The organism is Tritonibacter scottomollicae, from assembly GCF_032924845.1.
Lineage (GTDB): Bacteria > Pseudomonadota > Alphaproteobacteria > Rhodobacterales > Rhodobacteraceae > Epibacterium > Epibacterium scottomollicae.
This window is the reverse complement of the sequence record NZ_CP136704.1, coordinates 3,187,904-3,207,344: the sequence shown is the minus strand read 5'-3', so window position 1 is coordinate 3,207,344 and position 19,441 is coordinate 3,187,904. Positions and strand designations below refer to the sequence as shown.

The 19,441-nt window shown below is 58.7% G+C and carries 17 protein-coding genes, 1 tRNA gene and 1 riboswitch; of the genes, 10 read left to right on the top strand and 8 right to left on the bottom strand.

The annotated features are described in order from the left end of the window. Positions 1-4: 4 nt before the first annotated feature. Positions 5-715 carry a GntR family transcriptional regulator gene (locus R1T40_RS15940; protein WP_317384816.1) on the bottom strand — a complete coding sequence of 237 codons (711 nt, stop codon included), beginning with the start codon at positions 713-715 and terminating at the stop codon, positions 5-7. Between the two features lie 157 nt (positions 716-872). On the opposite strand from R1T40_RS15940, the gene R1T40_RS15935 reads away from it, so the two are divergent. The 4 genes from R1T40_RS15935 (at position 873) to R1T40_RS15920 (ending at position 4,993) form a co-directional block, all read left to right on the top strand. Beyond that, positions 873-1,970: a quaternary amine ABC transporter ATP-binding protein gene (locus R1T40_RS15935; protein WP_317384815.1), complete on the top strand. Its 1,098-nt coding sequence runs from the start codon at positions 873-875 to the stop codon at positions 1,968-1,970. Positions 1,971-1,985: 15 nt separating this feature from the next. Continuing rightward, positions 1,986-2,960 (top strand): ABC transporter permease, encoded by a 975-nt coding sequence (locus R1T40_RS15930; protein ID WP_317384814.1) that lies wholly within the window; start codon positions 1,986-1,988, stop codon positions 2,958-2,960. Between the two features lie 24 nt (positions 2,961-2,984). Continuing rightward, positions 2,985-3,974: a glycine betaine/L-proline ABC transporter substrate-binding protein ProX gene (gene proX / locus R1T40_RS15925; protein WP_317384813.1), complete on the top strand. Its 990-nt coding sequence runs from the start codon at positions 2,985-2,987 to the stop codon at positions 3,972-3,974. A gap of 68 nt (positions 3,975-4,042) precedes the next feature. Beyond that, positions 4,043-4,993 carry a GlxA family transcriptional regulator gene (locus R1T40_RS15920; protein WP_106162508.1) on the top strand — a complete coding sequence of 317 codons (951 nt, stop codon included), beginning with the start codon at positions 4,043-4,045 and terminating at the stop codon, positions 4,991-4,993. A 158-nt stretch (positions 4,994-5,151) separates the two neighbouring features. On the opposite strand, the gene R1T40_RS15915 is transcribed toward R1T40_RS15920, so the two are convergent. From R1T40_RS15915 to R1T40_RS15890, 6 genes are all read right to left on the bottom strand, one after another. Continuing rightward, a complete protein-coding gene (locus tag R1T40_RS15915) occupies positions 5,152-5,820 on the bottom strand; it encodes a lysozyme (protein ID WP_317384812.1) in 669 nt (222 codons plus the stop codon). Between the two features lie 62 nt (positions 5,821-5,882). Continuing rightward, positions 5,883-6,209 (bottom strand): hypothetical protein, encoded by a 327-nt coding sequence (locus R1T40_RS15910; RefSeq protein ID WP_106163722.1) that lies wholly within the window; start codon positions 6,207-6,209, stop codon positions 5,883-5,885. Between the two features lie 9 nt (positions 6,210-6,218). Beyond that, entirely contained in the window at positions 6,219-6,626 is a 408-nt protein-coding gene (locus tag R1T40_RS15905) for a DUF4376 domain-containing protein (RefSeq protein ID WP_317384811.1), read from the bottom strand. Then, a complete protein-coding gene (locus tag R1T40_RS15900; protein WP_317384810.1) occupies positions 6,623-6,958 on the bottom strand; it encodes a hypothetical protein in 336 nt (111 codons plus the stop codon). Before R1T40_RS15900 ends, R1T40_RS15905 begins: the two co-directional genes overlap by 4 nt. 523 nt (positions 6,959-7,481) lie before the next feature. Next, positions 7,482-8,447 (bottom strand): tyrosine-type recombinase/integrase, encoded by a 966-nt coding sequence (locus R1T40_RS15895; RefSeq protein WP_317384809.1) that lies wholly within the window; start codon positions 8,445-8,447, stop codon positions 7,482-7,484. A gap of 149 nt (positions 8,448-8,596) precedes the next feature. After that, a tRNA-Thr gene (locus R1T40_RS15890) sits at positions 8,597-8,672 on the bottom strand. A 425-nt stretch (positions 8,673-9,097) separates the two neighbouring features. Between R1T40_RS15890 and R1T40_RS15885 the strand changes: the two genes are divergently transcribed. The 5 genes from R1T40_RS15885 (at position 9,098) to R1T40_RS15865 (ending at position 15,310) form a co-directional block, all read left to right on the top strand. After that, positions 9,098-11,356, top strand: a complete 2,259-nt coding sequence (locus R1T40_RS15885) for a hybrid sensor histidine kinase/response regulator (protein WP_317384808.1) — start codon at positions 9,098-9,100, stop codon at positions 11,354-11,356. A gap of 221 nt (positions 11,357-11,577) precedes the next feature. Beyond that, a riboswitch (cobalamin riboswitch) is annotated at positions 11,578-11,792 on the top strand. A gap of 87 nt (positions 11,793-11,879) precedes the next feature. Continuing rightward, on the top strand, positions 11,880-12,599 hold the full coding sequence (locus R1T40_RS15880; protein WP_317384807.1) for a (2Fe-2S) ferredoxin domain-containing protein: 720 nt from the start codon (positions 11,880-11,882) through the stop codon (positions 12,597-12,599). Continuing rightward, positions 12,586-13,518: an ABC transporter substrate-binding protein gene (locus tag R1T40_RS15875; RefSeq protein ID WP_317384806.1), complete on the top strand. Its 933-nt coding sequence runs from the start codon at positions 12,586-12,588 to the stop codon at positions 13,516-13,518. The genes R1T40_RS15880 and R1T40_RS15875 overlap by 14 nt, the downstream gene beginning before the upstream one ends. Before the next feature lie 21 nt (positions 13,519-13,539). Next, the gene (locus R1T40_RS15870; protein WP_106162512.1) at positions 13,540-14,526 is read left to right on the top strand and encodes a FecCD family ABC transporter permease; all 987 of its coding nucleotides are present in this window, start codon (positions 13,540-13,542) and stop codon (positions 14,524-14,526) included. Further along, the gene (locus R1T40_RS15865; protein WP_317384805.1) at positions 14,516-15,310 is read left to right on the top strand and encodes an ABC transporter ATP-binding protein; all 795 of its coding nucleotides are present in this window, start codon (positions 14,516-14,518) and stop codon (positions 15,308-15,310) included. The genes R1T40_RS15870 and R1T40_RS15865 overlap by 11 nt, the downstream gene beginning before the upstream one ends. An 11-nt stretch (positions 15,311-15,321) precedes the next feature. Here the strand turns inward: R1T40_RS15865 and R1T40_RS15860 are convergent, their stop codons facing one another. After that, positions 15,322-17,499 carry a methyl-accepting chemotaxis protein gene (locus R1T40_RS15860; protein WP_317384804.1) on the bottom strand — a complete coding sequence of 726 codons (2,178 nt, stop codon included), beginning with the start codon at positions 17,497-17,499 and terminating at the stop codon, positions 15,322-15,324. A gap of 279 nt (positions 17,500-17,778) precedes the next feature. On the opposite strand from R1T40_RS15860, the gene R1T40_RS15855 reads away from it, so the two are divergent. Continuing rightward, the gene (locus R1T40_RS15855) at positions 17,779-19,407 is read left to right on the top strand and encodes a GMC family oxidoreductase (RefSeq protein WP_317384803.1); all 1,629 of its coding nucleotides are present in this window, start codon (positions 17,779-17,781) and stop codon (positions 19,405-19,407) included. Positions 19,408-19,441 lie beyond the last annotated feature (34 nt).

The window sequence follows — 19,441 nt, the reverse complement described above, 5'->3', positions numbered from 1 at the left end:
TCCTCTAGGCTGATGTGTTTCGGCTAAACGTCCCCATCGGCACATCCAGCGCCGTTGGCATGACGAACAATTCAATCTGGCCGCGCGACAGGTTCCAGTGGTCCTCGGCCAGTTTGGCGGCGGCGCTTTCATCTCCAGCCTCGATGGCGGCGATGATGGCGTCGTGCTGGTCGGCGGCCTCGGTGAGGTTTTCCGCCATTTCATTGGTCTGCGGCCGATAGAAGGTCATGCCGATGCGAGCATGGTCGATCAGTAACCGCTTGAACGACGGCAACAGGTAGACATTCGCCGCCATGTCGCCGGTGATCTCGTGGAAGCGGTTGTTGGCCAGCGCCCGCTCGGCGCTTGAACCGCTGCGCAGCGCGGCGCGGAAGTCCTCTTGCGTGGCCTTCAACTCAGCGATCTGGGCCGATTTTGCATGCTGCGCCGCCAGCCGCAGGATAGCGCCATAGATCATCGGTGCCGCCAGGAAGAAATCGCGCAAGGTCGTATAGGACATCTCCGTCACCCGGGCCCCCCGGTTCTCGCGCAGGTCAACGTAACCCTCGCCCGCCAATTGCCGCAGCACCTCGCGCAGCGGTGTGCGTGACAGGCCGAAGCGTTCCGACAGGTCGCTCTCATCCAGATCCGCCCCGGGCCGCAGCTCCAGGGTCAGGACCTGCTGCTTCAGGGTGTCATAGAGGGTCGATTTGCGCTGTTTGGCTGCGTCTTTCACCGGGCTTCTCCATCCGAAGGTCTCGTATCGCATCAGAATTCATCGAAGCGACTCTGAGTTCAATCAGAACCTATCCTTTGTCCTAATTCAAAATACAATTTGTGTACAAGTAAAAAATCTGCTGTGTTTATGACCATAGCGAACACGGAGAAACGTGATGACAGACAGGGACCCAAGCGGGGAAAGCGCGGTGATCGATTGCCGCAATCTATGGAAGATCTTTGGCAAGCGGGCCGATGAAGCCATGAAAGCTGTGCGCGAACAGGGGCTTGGGAAACTCGAAGTGCGCGACGCCTTTGGCTGCGTGGTGGGGGTTCAGGATGCCAGCTTCACCGTCGCCCGGGGCGAGATCTTCTGCATCATGGGGCTTTCGGGCTCCGGAAAATCGACTTTGATTCGCCATATCAACCGGCTGATCGAGCCCACATCGGGGCAATTGTTCATCGAAGGACAGGACGTCAACGCCCTCTCGGCTCGTGATCTGCGGGGCCTGCGCGCCGAAAAAATCGGCATGGTGTTCCAGAACATGGCGCTGATGCCGCATCGCACGGTGCTGGAAAACGTCTCTTTCAGCCAGGAAGTGCGCGGCCATGACGCCCGGGCCCGTCGCGAAACCGCTCTGCGCGCCATTGATGCGGTGGACCTCAACGGCTGGGATCAGAAATACCCCGACGAGCTGTCGGGCGGCATGCAGCAGCGTGTGGGCCTGGCGCGCGCCATCGCCGCCGATCCTTCGATCCTGTTGATGGACGAACCCTTCTCCGCCCTTGATCCGCTGATCCGCCGCCAGTTGCAGGACAAGTTCATGTCTCTGTCGGCGAATATGAAAAAGACCACGCTCTTCATCACCCATGACCTCGACGAGGCGATCCGCATCGGCGACCGCATCGCCATCATGAAGGACGGCCAGCTGGTTCAGGTCGGCACGCCAGAGGACATCGTGACCAATCCTGCCGACGACTATGTGGCCGATTTTGTCGCCGGCATCTCCAAGCTCGAACTGATCTCCGCGGGCAAGATCATGGAACCGGTCGCCGCCTTTGAGCAACGCCGCGGGCCGATTGATCTCTCTGACTGGCCGGAGGCGCATCCGGACCAGCCGCTCGATGATCTCGTCAACCTGTCCATCGCGACCCAGCATCCGGTGGTGGTGAAGGTCGACGGCAAACCCCTCGGGATTGTCACCAAAAACGCGCTCCTGCGCGGCATCAAGGGCGAAATCCCGGGCAAGGATATCGCCCGCGCGGCGCAGTAACGGAAGGGCAGACCCATGGCAAACGAGACGGCTTTCAACATCCTCGATCCCTTTTCCTCGGTCGACCTCGGCATCGCCGACAAGACTGACGGTATCAAGCAGTGGGCGATTTCCAATCGCGACCTGATCCAGCCGATCAAGCGTTTTTTCAACGAGATGATCGTAGGCATCGACAATGCGCTCAACACGGTGCCTCCGCTGGTGATGCTGTTAATCCTGGCGCTGATCGCCTGGCAGGCGGCCGGGCCTCGTGTCGGCATTCTGGTGGCGACCAGCCTCACATTTCTTGGGTTCCTAGCCCCCAACGCCTGGGAACTGGCGATGACGACACTTGCCATAGTCGTCTCGGCAGTGATTCTTTGTTTCCTGATCGGCCTGCCGCTGGGCATCTTTTCAGGCAAGAACGACCGCTTCGAGGCGGTGATGCGCCCCATACTCGACACCATGCAAACGATCCCCGCCTTTGTGTATCTGGTGCCGGTGGTGATGCTGATCGGGATCGGCAATGTGTCTGGTGTCATCGTCACCATCATTTTCTCACTGCCACCGCTAATTCGCCTGACCTCGCTTGGCATTCGTGGCGTGAACCCATCGGTGGTGGAGGCGGCCCGCGCCTTTGGCGCTAGCCCTGCGCAAGTGCTGTTCAAAGTAGAATTGCCGCTTGCCACGCCCACCATCCTCGCCGGTGTGAACCAGACCATCATGCTGTCGCTGTCGATGGTGGTGATTGCCTCGATGATCGCCGTCAAAGGCCTCGGCAACGAGGTGCTGCGCGCCATGGGCCGACTGGATGCGGGCAAGGCCATCGTCGGCGGGCTCGGCATCGTGATCCTCGCCATCGTGCTCGACCGCATTACCCAGGGCATGGGCCAGTCGGGGCGCGAGCGTGGCCACCGCCACTGGTGGCAGGGCGGCCCCATCGGCGCGGTTCTGCGTCTGCTGTCCAAACCCAATCAGAACGCCACCGGCGATCTGAAAACCGAAAACTGAACAACACACAGGGAGTTATAAACCATGTTCAGAACGACCCTCACCGCAGCCTTGGCTGCCAGCACATTCCTCGGCACCGCCGCCCTGGCGCAGGAGATGCCAGGAGAAGGCACCACCGTACGCCCCGTCATTGGCCTGATCGCAGAGGAGTATTTCCAGTCCCGCATCTTGTTCCGTGCTCTTGAGGACCTCGGCTACGAGGTGGCAGAGCCGCTGGAAACCGAGATCCAGACCGCCCACCTCGCGGTCGGCACCGGTGATGGCGATTTCTATCCGATCCACTGGGGCAATCTCCATCAGGCGTTCTTCAACGAGTCCGGCGGCGATGACGTGCTGGAAAAGGTCGGCCCCTTCGTCGAGGGCATGTTGCAGGGCTATCTGGTGGACAAGGCCAGCTATGATGCGGGTGTCACCAATCTCGGCGATCTTGCGGATGCAGAGGTGGCCGCAAGGTTTGACGCCGACGGCGATGGGAAGGCGGACCTAGCAGGGTGTGTCCCAGGCTGGGGCTGTGAGCGCATTATCGAGCATCAACTGAGCGAATATGGTCTGCTGGATACTGTGTCTCACAACCAGGGCGCGTACAATGCGATCATCGCAGACTCGATGGCACGTCACGGTAATGGCGACGCGATCCTGTACTACACTTGGACCCCCTACTGGGTGTCCGGCGCATTGGTTCCCGGCGAAGATGTTGAGTGGCTAGAAGTCCCCCATACCTCCCTGCCTGACGGGGTCGAGGTGAACACCACCTTTAACGGCAAGAACCTCGGATTTGCGGTCGACAGCATGTATGTGCTGACCACCGATGATTTCGTGGCCGAGAACCCCGCGGCGGCGAAGTTGTTTGAAGTTGCGCGCCTCGATGTGAATGACATCTCCGCCCAGAACAAGCTGATGGCAGATGGCGAGGACAGCTCTGACGACATCGACCGCCATGTGGACGAGTGGATCGCAGCACATCAGACCGACTATGACGGTTGGTTGGACGCAGCCCGCGCCGCCGCGCAATAGTACTTCAGCCCCAGTGTCGCCGCGCGATCCTCTCGGGTGGCGCGGCACATGCCGCTTTGGAGCCTGCCATGGCAGAAACCCAACATTTCGTCTTTGCCCTCGTCGAGGACTTCACACATATGGCGCTGTCTTGCGCTGTGGACCCCTTGCGTATTGCAAACCTGATCGCCCGCAGACCGCTCTACCGCTGGTCCTTCGCTTCCGAGAATGGTGAGACTGCGCGGGCATCAAACGATTCCGTGACGATGGTGCATCACGATTTCTCTTCCCTTCCGGAGTGCGATCGGCTGTTTGTTCTGTCTGGCATCCATATGAAAGAAAAGGACACCACTCGGCTTGTTTCAGCCTTGCGGCGTGAACGCGCCGTCGGCACCCCCATAGGGGCGTTGTGTTCCGGGGCCTATATCCTTGCAAGTGCCGGGTTTCTGGAAGGCATGCAGGCCGCGATCCACTGGGAGTTCCACGACAGTTTCATGGAAACCTTTCCGGAGGTGAATTTGGTCCGAAATGTCTTTGTTGCGGACGAGAAACATGTGACCGCCTCTGGCGGCACCGCCACTGCCGACCTGATGCTTCATCTCATTGAACGCGACCATGGTTATGACCTCTCCGTCGCAGTGGCCGATCAGATGGTCTATAATGCGGTGCGCAATGCCACGGCGGCGCAACGCGTGTCACTGCAGTCCAGGAACGGTATGCGGAACACTCATCTCGCCAAAGCAATTCAAGTCATGCACGACAATCTAGAGACACCGATTTCGCCTGCTGTGATTGCTCGCGATTTGGGCATTTCCACGCGTCAGCTTGAGCGATTGTTCGGTAAATACCTCAACTCCTCGCCCAAGAAATACTTCATGGAGATGCGTCTGGAACGGGCACGTCATCTGCTATTACAAAGCGAAGCATCAATCACGGAGGTCGCTATGGCTTGCGGTTTTGAAAGTCCCGGCCATTTCTCCCGCGTCTATCGGGCAACTTTTGGCGTGACTCCCATGCTGCAACGCGACCGAATGAATTGAGATGGTCCTGACCTGCCACATTTTTCAGGACGGCTCGTAAATCGAGTTTACGGGGGCTCTGTTGCACAAATCTCGTGAGATATTCATCTCGTGAACCCTGTGTGTTAGCTGGGTTCCATGAGCGAATCCGGCCCCCAACCTACAAGACCAGAAACCGGTCAGCCTACAATGAAGCGCTCACCTGCCCGGTTCCAACGCGGCAGCTCATTGCAGGCTCCGGCGAGATCGCCAGCGTTCGTCTTGCGTACCAGAGTGGATCGGCAGGCCGCGCCAGGCCCGACATTGTAGGTCCAGGACACCAGCGCGATCTTCATGCCCACCGGCACCTCTGGCTGCAGACAGCGATCCAGCGCCGCCTCGTCGGCGATGATCTCGCGCGCCAGCATCGCGTCGCATTCGGCCTCACTGTAGCGATCACGGGGGTGCACGCCCTTGGTCTCGCCATAGCAGACGGTCCAGACGCCGACGATATCGCGGTAGGCAGTTGTCCTGAGGCCTTCCCAATCTCCGATGAAGGTGACGGCCGAGGCGAGCGCGACACCGCCGGCAGCTAGCACGCCGACAGTCTTCTTGTGCACGGCCCCGCTTTCATCGCGCCGGAAGGCCGCCCACAGGCCGGAGGTTGGCTGCACCAGAACCCGCGCCGGGATGGCGATCAGATTCACGCCGGCAGCGATGGCGGCAAAGATCAGCGGATCCAGCCCAAGCAGATCCGGGCTGACCAGGGCGATGAACACCGGCAGCACCGAGATCACCGCTGCCAGGAGCAGCAGGCGGATAGACCAGGCACCGGCGAGGGTGGATTTCCAATCAGTGATGAGTTTCATGGGATGTCTCCATGGCAAAAGAGCCCGCTAGCGGGCTGGTTGAGTTGATAAATTCGCGGGGGTTAGCGGATCGGCAGGCGCTCCATGCGCTCCAGCCGGTTGTCGATCTTGTTCAGCGTCGAGAGGATCAGAGACAGGCGCTCATCCTGACGGGCGAGGCTTGTTTCATTGGCGCGCACACGCCCGGTCAACGCAGTCTGCCGCGCCTCTGAGGCCGTCAGATCAACCCGCAGCCCGTTGATGGTTTGGGCGAGGCTCTCGGTTTCTCCGCGCAGCGTTGCGACCTGCAAGCCAACCCAGAGCCCCGCGCCCACCAGCCCACAGGCGACGGTCCAGGCAAGCGACTTGTTCAACGTGATGCCGCGGTCGCTGTTTTCGATCATGGTCATATCCTGTCCTCAGATTGCCAGCGCCGCGCCAAAGGCCGCAGCCACGTCAAAGCCCGCCGGATCACCCGCTGCCTCGATCTGCGCGGCCACACTGGCCTCGGCGACAAAGCAGGCCTGAATATGCTGCACCACCGCCTGCGCCGCCGCCTCGACCTGCGGCTTGGTCAGCTCGACAAAGCCGGTGGGTGTTTTCCACGCCAGCGGCGCGCTGATCATGCCCTGCTGCAGGGCGCTGACCGCGCCGGAGAGCGCCAGCCGCGTCGCCTCATCGCCCGGCACTTGCAAGCCACCCGGCAGGACCACGCCTGCCACGGAACACTGCCAGCGAATGTCGGCGAGCTTTGCCAGTGCCTTGGCCCGGTCCTGCTCGATGCGCGCGTTAGCGGTGACCACTTTGGAATAGTCGATATTGCTCATGCTTCACCTTCGGGTTCATCCGTTGGGGTCTGCACCACCTCATAGGGCGGCAGGGGCACCGGCCCGTCGCCGGTCAGGGTCACTGGCTGCGGAAAGCGGGTTTCCTCTGGCGCGTCCGCACCATGCGGCAGGATCAGGGTCAGGTGGAGCGCGCCGCCTTCGCGGGTGATCTCCGAGGCCAGCCAGTCGCAGGCCACCGCCTCGCGGGGCAGCACGTCGCCCTCAGCCAATGCGGTAAAGTCGAAGGCTTCGCCGTTGAGGGTCAGCATGTCGCCCTGACGGGTTGCGGTCAGCGCCGTGTCGCAGCGCGTCGGAGTGAATGAGATTTGCATGATGTGATGCTCCCTTAGAACCAGCGGCCAATTGCCATCAGCTCGACCACCTCCGCACCCCGCGTCTCGAAAGAGGTAAGCACAAAGGCCCACTGGGATGTGCTAGTTGCCCGAACATTTGCCCAACAAGTCGAAGTGTTGGAACAAGCACCAGAGCAAACAGGAGACGCAACGAACTGAGCAGGAAACGTCTGAAACCCAACCCCACTTTGAAAAAGACTTGCTCGCGTCAAGTTTACCTCAGATGCCGTAGCTTTCGCGGTGCAGATCTGAGTGCCATCCGCAAAGCGCACGTATTCACCGTTGGCATTGCTGCCGCGCTCGACCACCGCACCGGTGGGCGTGCCGCCGGAATGCGAGACCGTGCCTATGAAGCGGGTGTATGCGAAAGACCAGCTGTCTTTTCGCGTAAAAGATTTCGGTCTTCAGCCAGACAAAAAACGTTCCGCTCCGAATCCGGTACTCGGTGATTTCGGACAACCGTTACTTTTTCATGATCAATGATCGATAAAATAACCATCGATCATTGATCAAGCCGCTTCGCAAGGTCTTCGGCGCTCTCGTTGTAGTACGTCAGAAGCTGATTTACGTTTCGATGTTCAACCATCCGAGCCAGATCCATCACATCAAGTTTCTTGGCGAGCATCGTGATTGCCCAATGTCGCGAGTCGTGAAAAGTTAGACCCTCAACTGCGGCTCGATCCCTCACCTTGCGCCACAAGACGTCTAGTTGCCGCGAGTCTAGTGCGAACACCGGATCAGATTCTGGTAGCCTCTCAAGCATCTCTACGGCGCGGCGTGAAAGCGGAACCTGGCGTGAGGTCCCGTTCTTGGTCATAGGCAACTCCACAACCCGGCGCTCAAGGTCGATATGCTCCCACTTCATGCCGACGATTTCTCCGGCCCGCATCGCAGTTTCTCCTGCAAACAAGAATGCATGAAACGCGCGCGCCGTCGCGTTATTGAGGTCATTTCCTGCGGAAAGCTCAAGCCGCTCCAACTCTGTGCTCGTAGGTAGGCGGTCCCGGGCAGCTGCTTCTTGCGGCTTGCGCACATCGGTCAGAGGCGAATCTCCTATCAATCCCCACTCCCGCCGAGCCACGGAGAACACAGACCCCATGAGAGTCATCTCTCTTCGCACTGTCGAGGGCGCTACCTTTTGCAACCGGGCGTCGCGCCATGCGGCGAAATCTGCAGGCGAGAGTTCGGATAGGCTCTTTTCGCCAAGATCAGATTGGCCCCAACGATTCAAGCGGAGCGCTTCCCACTTATACCCGCGCTTCTTCGAGCTCACCTCACTGGCGTACTGCTCAACGAGCTCGCGCAGCTTCATCTTGGCGGAGATCTTCGACCCGTTCAGGATCTCATATTCCTTGCGGCTGGCCCAATCTTGCGTTTCCCTTTTTGATGGGAAAACCTTGCTGGCGCGCACGCCAGCCCTGGCTACCTCGGCTCGCCATCCTGTCTTGGTTTTACGAAAGGTCGCCATGAATTACGCACCACGCTCTAAATGCGGAAAATATGCGTAACAACATGCGCATTTTTACGCTTCATAGGCGAGCGGCTGCCGCATCGCCTCGAGAATAACCGATATTTTGCGGATATTTGGGTGATCTTGACCACCTGCAAAGGAGTGGGTGGTGCCTCAAGAGGGACTCGAACCCCCGACCTTGTCCTTACGAAGGACCTGCTCTACCAGCTGAGCTATTGAGGCGAAGCGCCAGCCCGTTTAAACGCATCGGGCGCACCCTTCAAGCCAGATTCACAGAACTCTGCCAAGAATTCGTCGTAGGCCGTCGATCAATCCAATCTGTTCGGTGTGAACCTCGTCCGTTGCGCTGCATGCGTTTCATGAATGGCCCATCAAAATGAAACGGCGTCGAGCGTTCGTTGCAAATAGGCCTTAGACGCGGTCAGGTCAGAAAGAGTCTGATAGGCGCCCTGGCGAGAATATGAAGAGATTTTGAATTCTAGGAATCGGGTCCAGTTAACCGAACGGTAGCAATTCTCTCACATTCTGCGCACGTTCGTTTGTTTTTTGTGACGGTTACGCAGCACTCGCATTTTAACCCAAAAAGCTCCAATGTGACCCAAGTATCGCGCGTTACATTCTGTAGACTTGATTTGGCAAGGTAGATTATGACCTGCCTTTTAAACTTGGAAATGAATCTGGCCTCTGGCTCTGCAGCCGCCTTATGGGTGGTGTGTTCTGTTGTGCTGTTTCGAATCACACGAAACAACTCATTCGCAGGGCAACTGGCCTTTGTTTTGACCTTGACCGCGATGTTGTGGTGGCTTTTTACCGTTGTTTTAGACTTGGCCTCACCGAGCGAAACCTGCAAAATTGGATGGTCTCTGGCGGCTTGGCCGGGGATCGTCGTGCTGCCGGTCGCATGGACATTCTTTGTCTGCGATTACACCTCAAACACACGCGCAAGAAGGCGAACGCTCCGGATTTTTGCCTATATGTCGCCGCCCATTTTGGTCAGCGCGATTGCTCTCACGAACGCACAGACACATCTACTCTATGGTGTGGATACTCGGCTTGTGACCGAGGGGGCATACACCTATGTCGAATTTGATCATGGGCCTTTGTTTTTTGTTGTTGCCGCGGGTCTCTATGTATTTCTCGTGATTGCCTTAGGGGTGCTCGCGTTTGCTTTTCTGAGAGCAAAGAATGTGATCCGCCCATTTTTGGCGGCATTGATCATTATCACCGCGGCGCCGATGGCGGCAAACCTGTCCTATATTGCGTGGGATTTAACCGTTTTCGGCTTCGATCCGACTCCCTTCACATTTGCAGTTTCGCTCATAGCGCTGAGCTGGCTTCTCGTGAACAATTCCATGATGGACACCGCATCTCAGGGGCGGACCCTTATGTTCTATGCCACCCGCGACCCAGTGCTCCTGATGGACGCGGATGGACGGCTTGCGGACGCAAACCCTGCGGCAAGGAATGTGTTCAGGGAGCCAATTTTGCATCAGGGGATGACCCTCGACCAGCTAGACCAAGTTGGACCAATGTTGAGCGACCTCTGCAAGACGGGTGAAATCCAATGCCTCAAGCCGATCAGGTTCGGCGGGCGTGTCTTCGATTTACGCACGGCTTTGATCGAGAGTCCGATCCAGACCAAGACGCCGTTACTGGGTTGGCTGGTTTCTCTTGTCGACATCACCGAGAGAGAACGTTCCGCTGAGGCGCTTCGTGAAGCGCTGGCACATGCGGAGGCAGCAAACCGCGCAAAGACCAATTTCCTCGCCAATGTCAGCCATGAAATACGCACGCCACTGAATGGCGTGCTGGGGATGGTATCGGTATTGAGCGATACTGTGTTGGATAGCGAGCAGCAGGAATACCTGAAGGTCATCGAAGGCTCCGGGCAAGTTCTGCTCACAACGATCGGGGATGTGCTTGATCTGTCCAAAATCGAAGCAGAGCAGATGGTGCTGGAAAACAGCCCCTTCGTTCTGCGAGACATCGTCAAGGGCGCAGGCTCCCTGTTTGCGGCAACGGCGGGCGAGAAGGGATTGACGTTGAGCGTCGACATCGAGGACAGCTTGCCCAAGGTTATCAACGGGGATGTTCACCGGTTTCGACAAGTACTGCACAACCTCGTTTCAAACGCCGTCAAGTTTACCGAAGTCGGACAGGTTTTGATAAGCGCCAGAGCCATTGACGATGGCATGACCCTATTGGTGCGTGTCAGCGATACCGGGCCTGGGGTGCCCGACGAGGCTCGTGATGCGATCTTCCAGCCGTTTCGTCAGGCCGATAGCAGTGATACGCGAAAATTCGGTGGCACTGGCCTGGGGCTTTCAATCTCCCGAGAGCTTTGTCATCTGATGGGGGGGGAATTGCGACTGGCACCTTCCGCTCCAAAGGGTGCGGTATTCGAAATCAGACTGCCCTTGATCCCGGCAGATGATATCTTGGATCTCGAAAACCGCCCTGACGCGTTCTCAGATGTATTGCCCGTTATGCCCGTGATGGATGTTCTGGTGGTCGACGACAACAAGACAAACAGGTTCATTTTGGAAAAGTTCCTGTCTTCATCATCCTACCGGGTTCAATCCGTCTCAAGTGGAGCAGAAGCAATCGAACTGGCGCGCGATCTGGCGTTCGATATCATCTTGATGGATATTCAAATGCCTGGAATGGATGGGGTCGAGACCACTCGACGGATCCGCTCTCTGGAGCAGGCAGGCGCGCGCGAGCCCGGGTTTATTGTGGCTGTGACTGCGAATACGATGCCGGAGCAATCGGCTCACTACCTGTCGGCGGGCATGGATGAGGTATTGGCAAAGCCGGTGTCCAAAGAGCCATTTCTTAAGATGATCCAAACCGTTCGCCGCAAGGTCGCGCAGTGCGCCGAAGACAAGGCGGCGTTGCCGCGGTGACCGACATAACCCGGCGGGCAGACGGCATTGGGCAGGACCTATTGCGCAAACAAGACCGCCAAGAACAGGCTCCATACCACTCTCTGTGCACGAGACCTCCACCCGGAAGGTGATCGAATGGTCTCTCTCGGCGCACCTGGCATCCATATTTTCGCGTGATTATGCAGTCTGAAGCAACGACGACAGTTTCGCCATGCCGCTTGACAGTGATTGCGCTGCTGACGCAAGAGAGGGGCGATGGTTCCCCGACGCCAAAGGCAAGTGGGATGAAAAGGGAATTCGGTGAGGAGGAGCCCAGAGGCGCCAAATCCGAAACTGCCCCCGCAACTGTAAGCGGCAAGTGCCCCGTCACGCACCACTGATCCACCGGGATCGGGAAGGGACGAGAGCGCAATGATCCGCAAGTCAGGAGACCTGCCATCACGACTGTAAACCAAGCGGGCGGTGGGCCTGCGGAGGACGTGATGACAGATGCCAAAGGTCTTATGAACCGCAGCGACCCGTCTCCTGTCAGGAGGTTGGTATGCACGCGTATCTTTACCTGATTTCCGCCACCTATGTGAGCGCGCAACGCTTTGCCATGTTGGCACAAAAGCTCGAAGGCGCAACTGCGGGTCCTGCATTGGCGATCCGGCTGGAAGCGGAAGGTGCGGGCCTCTGGTCTGCTCTTGATGAATTGCGCGCACGCGGCGCAACACGAATTGATCTGCGGCCCGTGGGGTTGCCGTTTTCGCAGTCATTGGAGAAATGGCTTCCCGGGGCTGCAGGCGCATGGCTTGCCCGGCAGGACCTGCCAGTGCCCGAGTTGTATTTTGCTGCCAGCCCAGAAAGTGACATGGGTGTGATCACTGCAGTCGCCCGGGCCGAGCTGCCAATGCGCCGAATTTCTGCGCAGCCACAGGGGGAAAGAGGCAAGGGCTGGGACCTGCCACCAGCTCATCAGCACCACTTGTTGGTCTGCACGGGGCCTCGCTGTCACGTGAAAGACGCCCCAAACCTCGCCGACGTCCTGAAAGTCGAAATCCGTCGGGCAGGGCTTGGGGACAGTTGTCTCGTCACCACGACGGGCTGTGTTTTTCCCTGCAACGCCGGCCCGGTGATCGTGCACTACCCGCGTGGGGACTGGTATCGCATGGCGGACCGTGCGCACATTCAGAATTTTGTCGCCACCGTTCTTGCGCGCGGTGGCAGGCTTGAATCACTTATTTTCCATCAAACTGGAGTCTCCCATGAAACTGCGTAGCCTGCTGCTGCCGCTTGGTCTTTTTGCTTCCGCTGCACACGCTGACCCTATCAAAGTCGAAAGCTGCGGCGTGTCTCATACGTTTGAAAGCGTGCCATCCCGGACCATAACCCTGAACCAGCAGGCTACAGAAGTCATGTTGGCCCTAGGGCTCGAGGAATCTCTGGTCGGCACGGCCTATATGGACGACGCAATTCCGGAGCAATGGCGGGCCGCGTATAACAGTATTCCTGTGCTGGCAGAGAAATACCCAGCCGCCGAGGTGGTGTTGGCGAAAGAACCAGACTTTCTTTTTGCAGGATTTGGGTCAGCGTTTTCCGAGGACAACCTGGGCGCGGCAGAGAAGTGGCACGGGTTGGGTATCGGGACCTATCTTGTGGATGCCTCCTGCAAGGTCAAACACCCGAAGGATGTTCCGCTGACGGTTGAGCCGATCTTTCATGACATCGAAACTGTCGGAAAGCTGTTCGCGGTCGAAGCCCATGCTGATGAGCTTGTAACGGGGCTGAAGGCACGCCTCGATGTGGTGCAGGAGGACCCGGCAGGCGCGGAACAAACGGCATTCATCTATGATAGCGGCACCGATACGCCGTTTTCGATCGGGTGTTGCGGTGGCCCTGCGTTGCTGGCCAAGCTGACCGGGCTCGAGAGTATCAGCGCCGATGTGCCTGGTACTTGGGTGGATTTGTCGTGGGAGCGTGTGATGGCGGCCGACCCGGATGTGATCCTGTTAATCGAAGCGGATTGGTCCACGGCTGCGGACAAGCGTGCGCATATGGAGGCCGATCCGGTACTGAGTGAGCTTCGGGCCGTCAAAGAAGGGCGCTTCGTGACCGTGCCCTTTTCCGAAACCCTGCTGGGCATGCGATTTGTTGATGGGGTCGAGACCGTTAACCGCCAACTCGCCGGGTTGAAGTAAGTGTCACGGGGATCGCCACTGTTGCTGCCGCTGTCCGTCGTTGCGTTGTTCCTCGCGATGGCGGCCGGTATCCTATGGGGGACGGCTGAGATCTCATGGAGCGAGCGGTTGGCGATTCTCATGCGGAGCGAGGACGCTCCGCGCGGTCTGTCTCTGATCATCTGGCAGTGGCGTGTCCCACGTGTGCTGGCGGTTGGCATGATTGGTGCGGGGCTGACGCTTGCGGGGGTGTTGATGCAGACGGCGCTGCGCAATCCTATGGCCGACCCGTACCTGATGGGGTTGTCCTCCGGTGCGTCGGCGGCGGCTGTGGGGGCGATCATCTGGTTTCCCGCCAGTGTGACGACGACGCTTGGGCTGCCGTTGATTGCATTTCTAGGCGCGGCATCCGCGTTCCTGTTGACCATCGGCCTATCCACCCGGCGCGGGAGGTCTCTCGACCCGTTGGTGGTTATCTTGGCGGGAGTTGCCGTGTCTCTGATGTTCCAGGCATTGACCGCGTTTTTCCTCTATGTCGGTGATCCGCACGCGACCCGCAATGCCATGGGCTGGTTGATGGGAACCGCTGCAGGGACCGATTGGCAGGAACTTCCGCTGTTGTTTGCGGTGTTGCTTGTGTCCCTAGCTTTGGCCCTCTTCACGACGTCAAAACTGGATGCGACACTTCTCGGTGATGAGCGTGCGCTGTCGCTTGGGGTGCATGTGGGACGTATGCGCGTCCTTGTTTTTCTCATTACCGTCGCTCTGACAGGTGTGGCTGTCGCGGTTGCGGGTATCGTTGGGTTTATCGGCTTGATCTTGCCCCATATGGGACGTTTGCTGGTGGGCGCCCGTCACCGAGTTTTGATTCCTCAGGCAATGGTGTTGGGGGCGGTCACCTTGATCCTTGTCGACTTGGCCTGTCGGGTTGTGCTGGCCCCGGAAGAGCTTCCGCTTGGAGTCCTGCTGGCTTTGCTGGCGGCGCCGCCGTTCATCTACATATTACGAGGTATGTCACGTGTCCGCTGATCCCATCCTTGAAATTCGCGATCTCTCCATTGCCGTTGGAGGTCTGCCCTACGTGAGCAACCTGTCACTGTCGGTCGGTCGTGGTCGTTTTCATGGGCTGCTGGGGCCAAACGGGGCGGGCAAGACCACCGTATTGCGGGCACTCTACCGTGCGTTGCAGCCGCAAGCAGGCGAAGTCCTGCTGGATGGCCAACCGCAACAGGGTTTCAGCCCAGCGGCATGGTCCCGACGCGTTGGCGCATTGGTGCAGGGCGGTGGCTTGCTGTCCGGCTTGACGCCGGCTGATATCGTGGAAATCGGGCTGACCATGCGCGCAATGACCGCCCGAGACCGGGGACGCGCGACACAAGACGCATTGCAGCTGGTGGGACTGGCCGACAAGGCGGAGCAGGATGCCGAGAGCCTGTCTGGCGGGGAATTGCAGCGATGTTACTTCGCGCAGCTTCTGGCCTGCGATCCCGAAGTCTATGTACTGGACGAGCCAACCAACCATCTGGATCTGCACTACCAGCTGCGCTTGCTCGATGAGGTGAAGCGACGAGGACGTACCGCCATCGTATCATTTCATGACCTCGGTATCGCTGCGCGCTACTGTGACTATGTGCATTTGATGTGTGATGGCGCTCTGGTCGCGGAGGGAGAGCCTGCCGCGGTTTTGACCAGAGATGTCCTGTGCCGCTACTATCGGGTGGACGGTGTTCTTGAGGGGCATAGTCTCAGACTGGAGGGGCCGGTCCTTGACGATAGGTCCGCCCCCGCGCCGTTGATGCATGTTGCTGAGTAGCGCTGCGCCCTTCAGGCGACCTTGTCGGAGCGGTGCATCTCATCCCAACCTTGGTCGGCACCAGCAGAACGCGGCGTATCCTGTTCGATCTTGAAGCGTTTGACGGATGCCACGAGTTTTGCGGCTTCGTTGCGCAACAATTGTGCCGATGCTGCCGTTTCTTCGAGCATGGCAGCGTTTTGCTGCGAACTCTGATCGAGCTGGGTCACCGCGGAATTGACCTCTGTCAGGCTGCTTGACTGATCCACCGTGGCGGCCGCGATCTGGTCCACCATCGTCACCATGTTCGTAACCGTTTCCTTGATGGCGTTCAGCTCTATGCCGGTGCGGCTGACAAGCTCCACGCCTTGGGTCACCTCGTTGGAACTATGACGGATCAACTGGTTGATTTCCTCGGTGGCATCGGCAGAGCGCTGCGCCAAAGCTCGCACTTCAGATGCAACGACTGCAAATCCCGCGCCTGCTTCGCCGGCGCGCGCGGCTTCGACACCCGCATTCAGCGCCAAGAGGTTTGTCTGGAACGACACGCCCTCGATCATGTCGGTGATCTTGCTGATGGCCTCGGAAGCTTCGCGAATTCGGTTGATCGAGGCGGTGGTTTCCTCGGCTACGACAAGCGTGGAGTTCACTCGATTTTGTGCGTCCTGTACAAAGGCATGCGCTTGCTTTGAATTGGACGCCGTGCCTTTCACGGCATCGCTCAATACCTGCATCGCACCTGAAGTCTCCTCCAGAGATGCGGCAGAGTCCTCACCCCGTTTGGAGGCATCCAGCGAAGCAGATGCGATTTCGTTGGCCGTGTGGTTCAGCGTGACGCTGCTTTCGGCAAGTTGCTTGATCACCCCGGTAAGTGTCTGGCTCAATTCGTCGACTGCGCTTGATATTTCCGAGAACACGCCTTTGTGGTTGTCCGGCATGCGTTCTGTCAGGTCACCCTGAGATAGGGCATTGATCGTGAACCGCACATCGCCAAGACCTCTTTCTACCACGTCGCCGATCGCGTTGACCCCATGTCCAAGCACGGCGAAGTCCCCGCTGTCATCCTCTATCGGAATGCGCAGTGAGAAATCCCCTTCCGCACAGGCGCTTATGACTTTGGAAATTTCGGTAGAAAGACGGTCCTTTTCTTGCTGTCCCTTCCGAAAGTTCTCGATTGCTTTGCAGACAGCCTTCACTTCTCTGATGGCGGATCGAGGGGTCTCCTCGTCGAATTGTCCAGCCAGCATTTTTTCCAGAACTGTTTGCACGCGCAGCAAGGGCTTCGCAATCTTCTGAGCGAGGGTAAAGGCCAGCGTCACGAATATGGCAAGCCCAATCAAACCTGCGACAGCCGCGCGTTGCACCAGAACCTGTTGCGCCGCCTTTGAGGTGATGACGACCTCTTCTCGACGCTGATGTATATTTTGCAAAATCCCGGCAAGGATCGGTTCTGCTGCAGCATATCGATCAGACAATGTTTCGGTCAGCTGCTTTGCGCTGAGGGTCTCTTTGACATAGGCGCTGAAGCTATCCTGATAGTGGGTCAGGAGCTGCTCGATTTCCGCCTGTTGGTCCGCGCTGTCATAGTAGGAGGTCGGGAAGTTGCGGAATTCGTCAACCCGGGCGTTCAGCCGGTCCAGGTATTTTGTGTTCTGCCGCATTATGAAATCTTTTTCATGCCGGCGCATCATCAGCATCTTTACCTGCATTTCCGGATAGCTTGTATTCTTCAGGCTTTCCTCGACCTCGTGAACTGCCTTACGCAATTGCCCCTGTAGTCCGGTTGTCTCGTCAAAGCCGAGCGCCCTGTTGCTCTCCACAACATCGGCAAAGCTGGTCGCATAGGCGGTCACGGCGGTTTGAAGAGCCGTTAGATCTGCCGCGGACTGGTCCAAGCCATTGAGCTCGCCCAACTGTGTTTGTGCAGAAAGCAGTGTCTCGTTCAGATGTGCAATGACATCCGCGTGCCGCGCGACATCGGCGTCGCCCAAGCGCAGGAGAAAGTCCTTTTCCGCTCGGCGTGCCTGCAAGAATGCAAGTTCCAGCTGCACGATCGTCGCATCCAGTTCCTGAATTTTCTCGATTTCAGTCTGGTGGCCGTCCCGCGCATCGTGTGTGTAAAAGGACAGGCCGATCAGGGAAAACATGATAAGGGCCGCCAGTCCGACGATGGACAGGATTGCGGTACGGATGGAGATACTCATGGGCATCGCGAGTCTCATGTACAGTTTCGATGCCATTTTTATATCGAGAATAAGTTAAGTTATCGTTCTGATGTGAACCTCTCGTAGACAGTGGGAGTCATGGTTTTCAGTGGAATTGTAGCCAAACGTGGAAAGCGCCCCTGTGTGGATTTCAAGTTTTCCAAACAGTGGTTGTGGAGGGTTCAGTTCCCTGACGCACCGTAAAAGTAGACAGGGCACACCTTCTGCGTGCTGATCAGCGCAGGGGAGATGCAGCTGTGTGCCGCGTGGCGGAGGAGAAATGTCATGGAGTTTGACTACGTGATTGTCGGCGGTGGATCTGCAGGATCGGTGCTGGCGGCGCGCCTCTCTGAAGATCCCGCAACCTCGGTCTGTCTGCTGGAGGCGGGCGGGAAGGGCGACGGCCTTCTGGTACGGGCGCCAGCAGCGGTTGTCGCCATGCTGCCGGGGCGCCCGAAGATCAACAATTGGGGGTTTGAGACGGTGCCGCAGGCCGGTTTGAACGGGCGGCGCGGCTATCAGCCCCGGGGCAAGGCGCTGGGCGGGTCGAGCGCGATCAATGCCATGCTCTATGTACGCGGCCATGCGCAGGACTATGACGAATGGGCCGACCTCGGCTGCCCCGGCTGGAGCTGGCAGGATGTGCTGCCCTATTTCCGCCGGGCCGAGAACAACGAGCTGGGCGACGATGCCTTGCATGGGGCGCAGGGTCCGCTGCAGGTCAGTCAGCAGAAAGCGCCCCGCCCGGTCACCGAGGCTTTTGTTCAGGCCGGTGAAGCGCTGCAGATCCGCCGGATGCAAGATTTCAACCGTGGCGACAACGAGGGGATAGGCCACTACCAAGTGACCCAGTTCCACGATCCCGCCCGCAATGGGGAGCGCTGCTCGGCGGCGGCGGGCTATCTGCACCCGGTGATGGGACGTCCGAATTTGACCGTGCTGACCCGGGCGCAGGCCACAAGAATCCTGTTTGAGAACAAGACCGCCACCGGCGTCGAATTCAGGCAGGGCAGGACGACCAAGACTGTGAGCGCGCGCTGTGAGGTCCTGCTCTGTGGCGGTGCGTTCAACTCGCCGCAACTGCTGCAACTCTCTGGTGTGGGCCGGGCGCAGGATCTGCAACCGCATGGGATCGAGGTCCGGCACGACCTTCCTGGCGTGGGGCAGAACCTGCAGGACCACCTTGATTTTACCCTCGCCTACAAGACGCGGGACAAGGACAACTTTGGTATTTCGCTGGCCGCTGGGGCCAAGCTGCTGCGGGAGGTTCTGGAATGGCGCCGCACCGGCCGCAGCATGATCGCCACGCCTTTCGCCGAAGGAGCGGCGTTCTTGAAGACCATGCCTGAATTGGACCGTCCGGACGTCCAGCTGCATTTTGTGATTTCCATCGTCGATGATCATGCCCGCAAGCTGCATCTTGGCCATGGGATCAGCTGCCATGTCTGCCTGTTGCGGCCCAAATCCAGAGGCAGTGTATCGTTAGCCTCTGCCGATCCGCTGGCGGCTCCGGTGATCGACCCGCAATTTTTGGCAGAGCGCGACGATCTAGACGGTCTGATGCGGGGCGTGCGCCTCACCCGTCGGATCATGGCGCAAGCCCCGCTGGCCGACTATCTGGCAAAGGAGCTGTTCATTGATGCCGAACCCGATGATGCCGCACTGGAAGGCCATATCTGCGCCCGCGCCGACACTATATATCACCCGGTGGGCAGCTGCCGGATGGGCACCGACGCGCAAGCTGTGGTCGGTCCGGAGCTACGGGTGCGCGGCCTCAGGAACCTGCGGGTGGTTGACGCCTCGGTCATGCCGCGTCTCATTGGCGGCAACACCAACGCGCCCACGATCATGATCGCCGAAAAGGCTGCCGACATGATCCTGGGCCGCCCGGCGCCTGCGCGCGACGGGCCCTGACACAACAGGCAACACAGAACAACAAGGAGGAGAC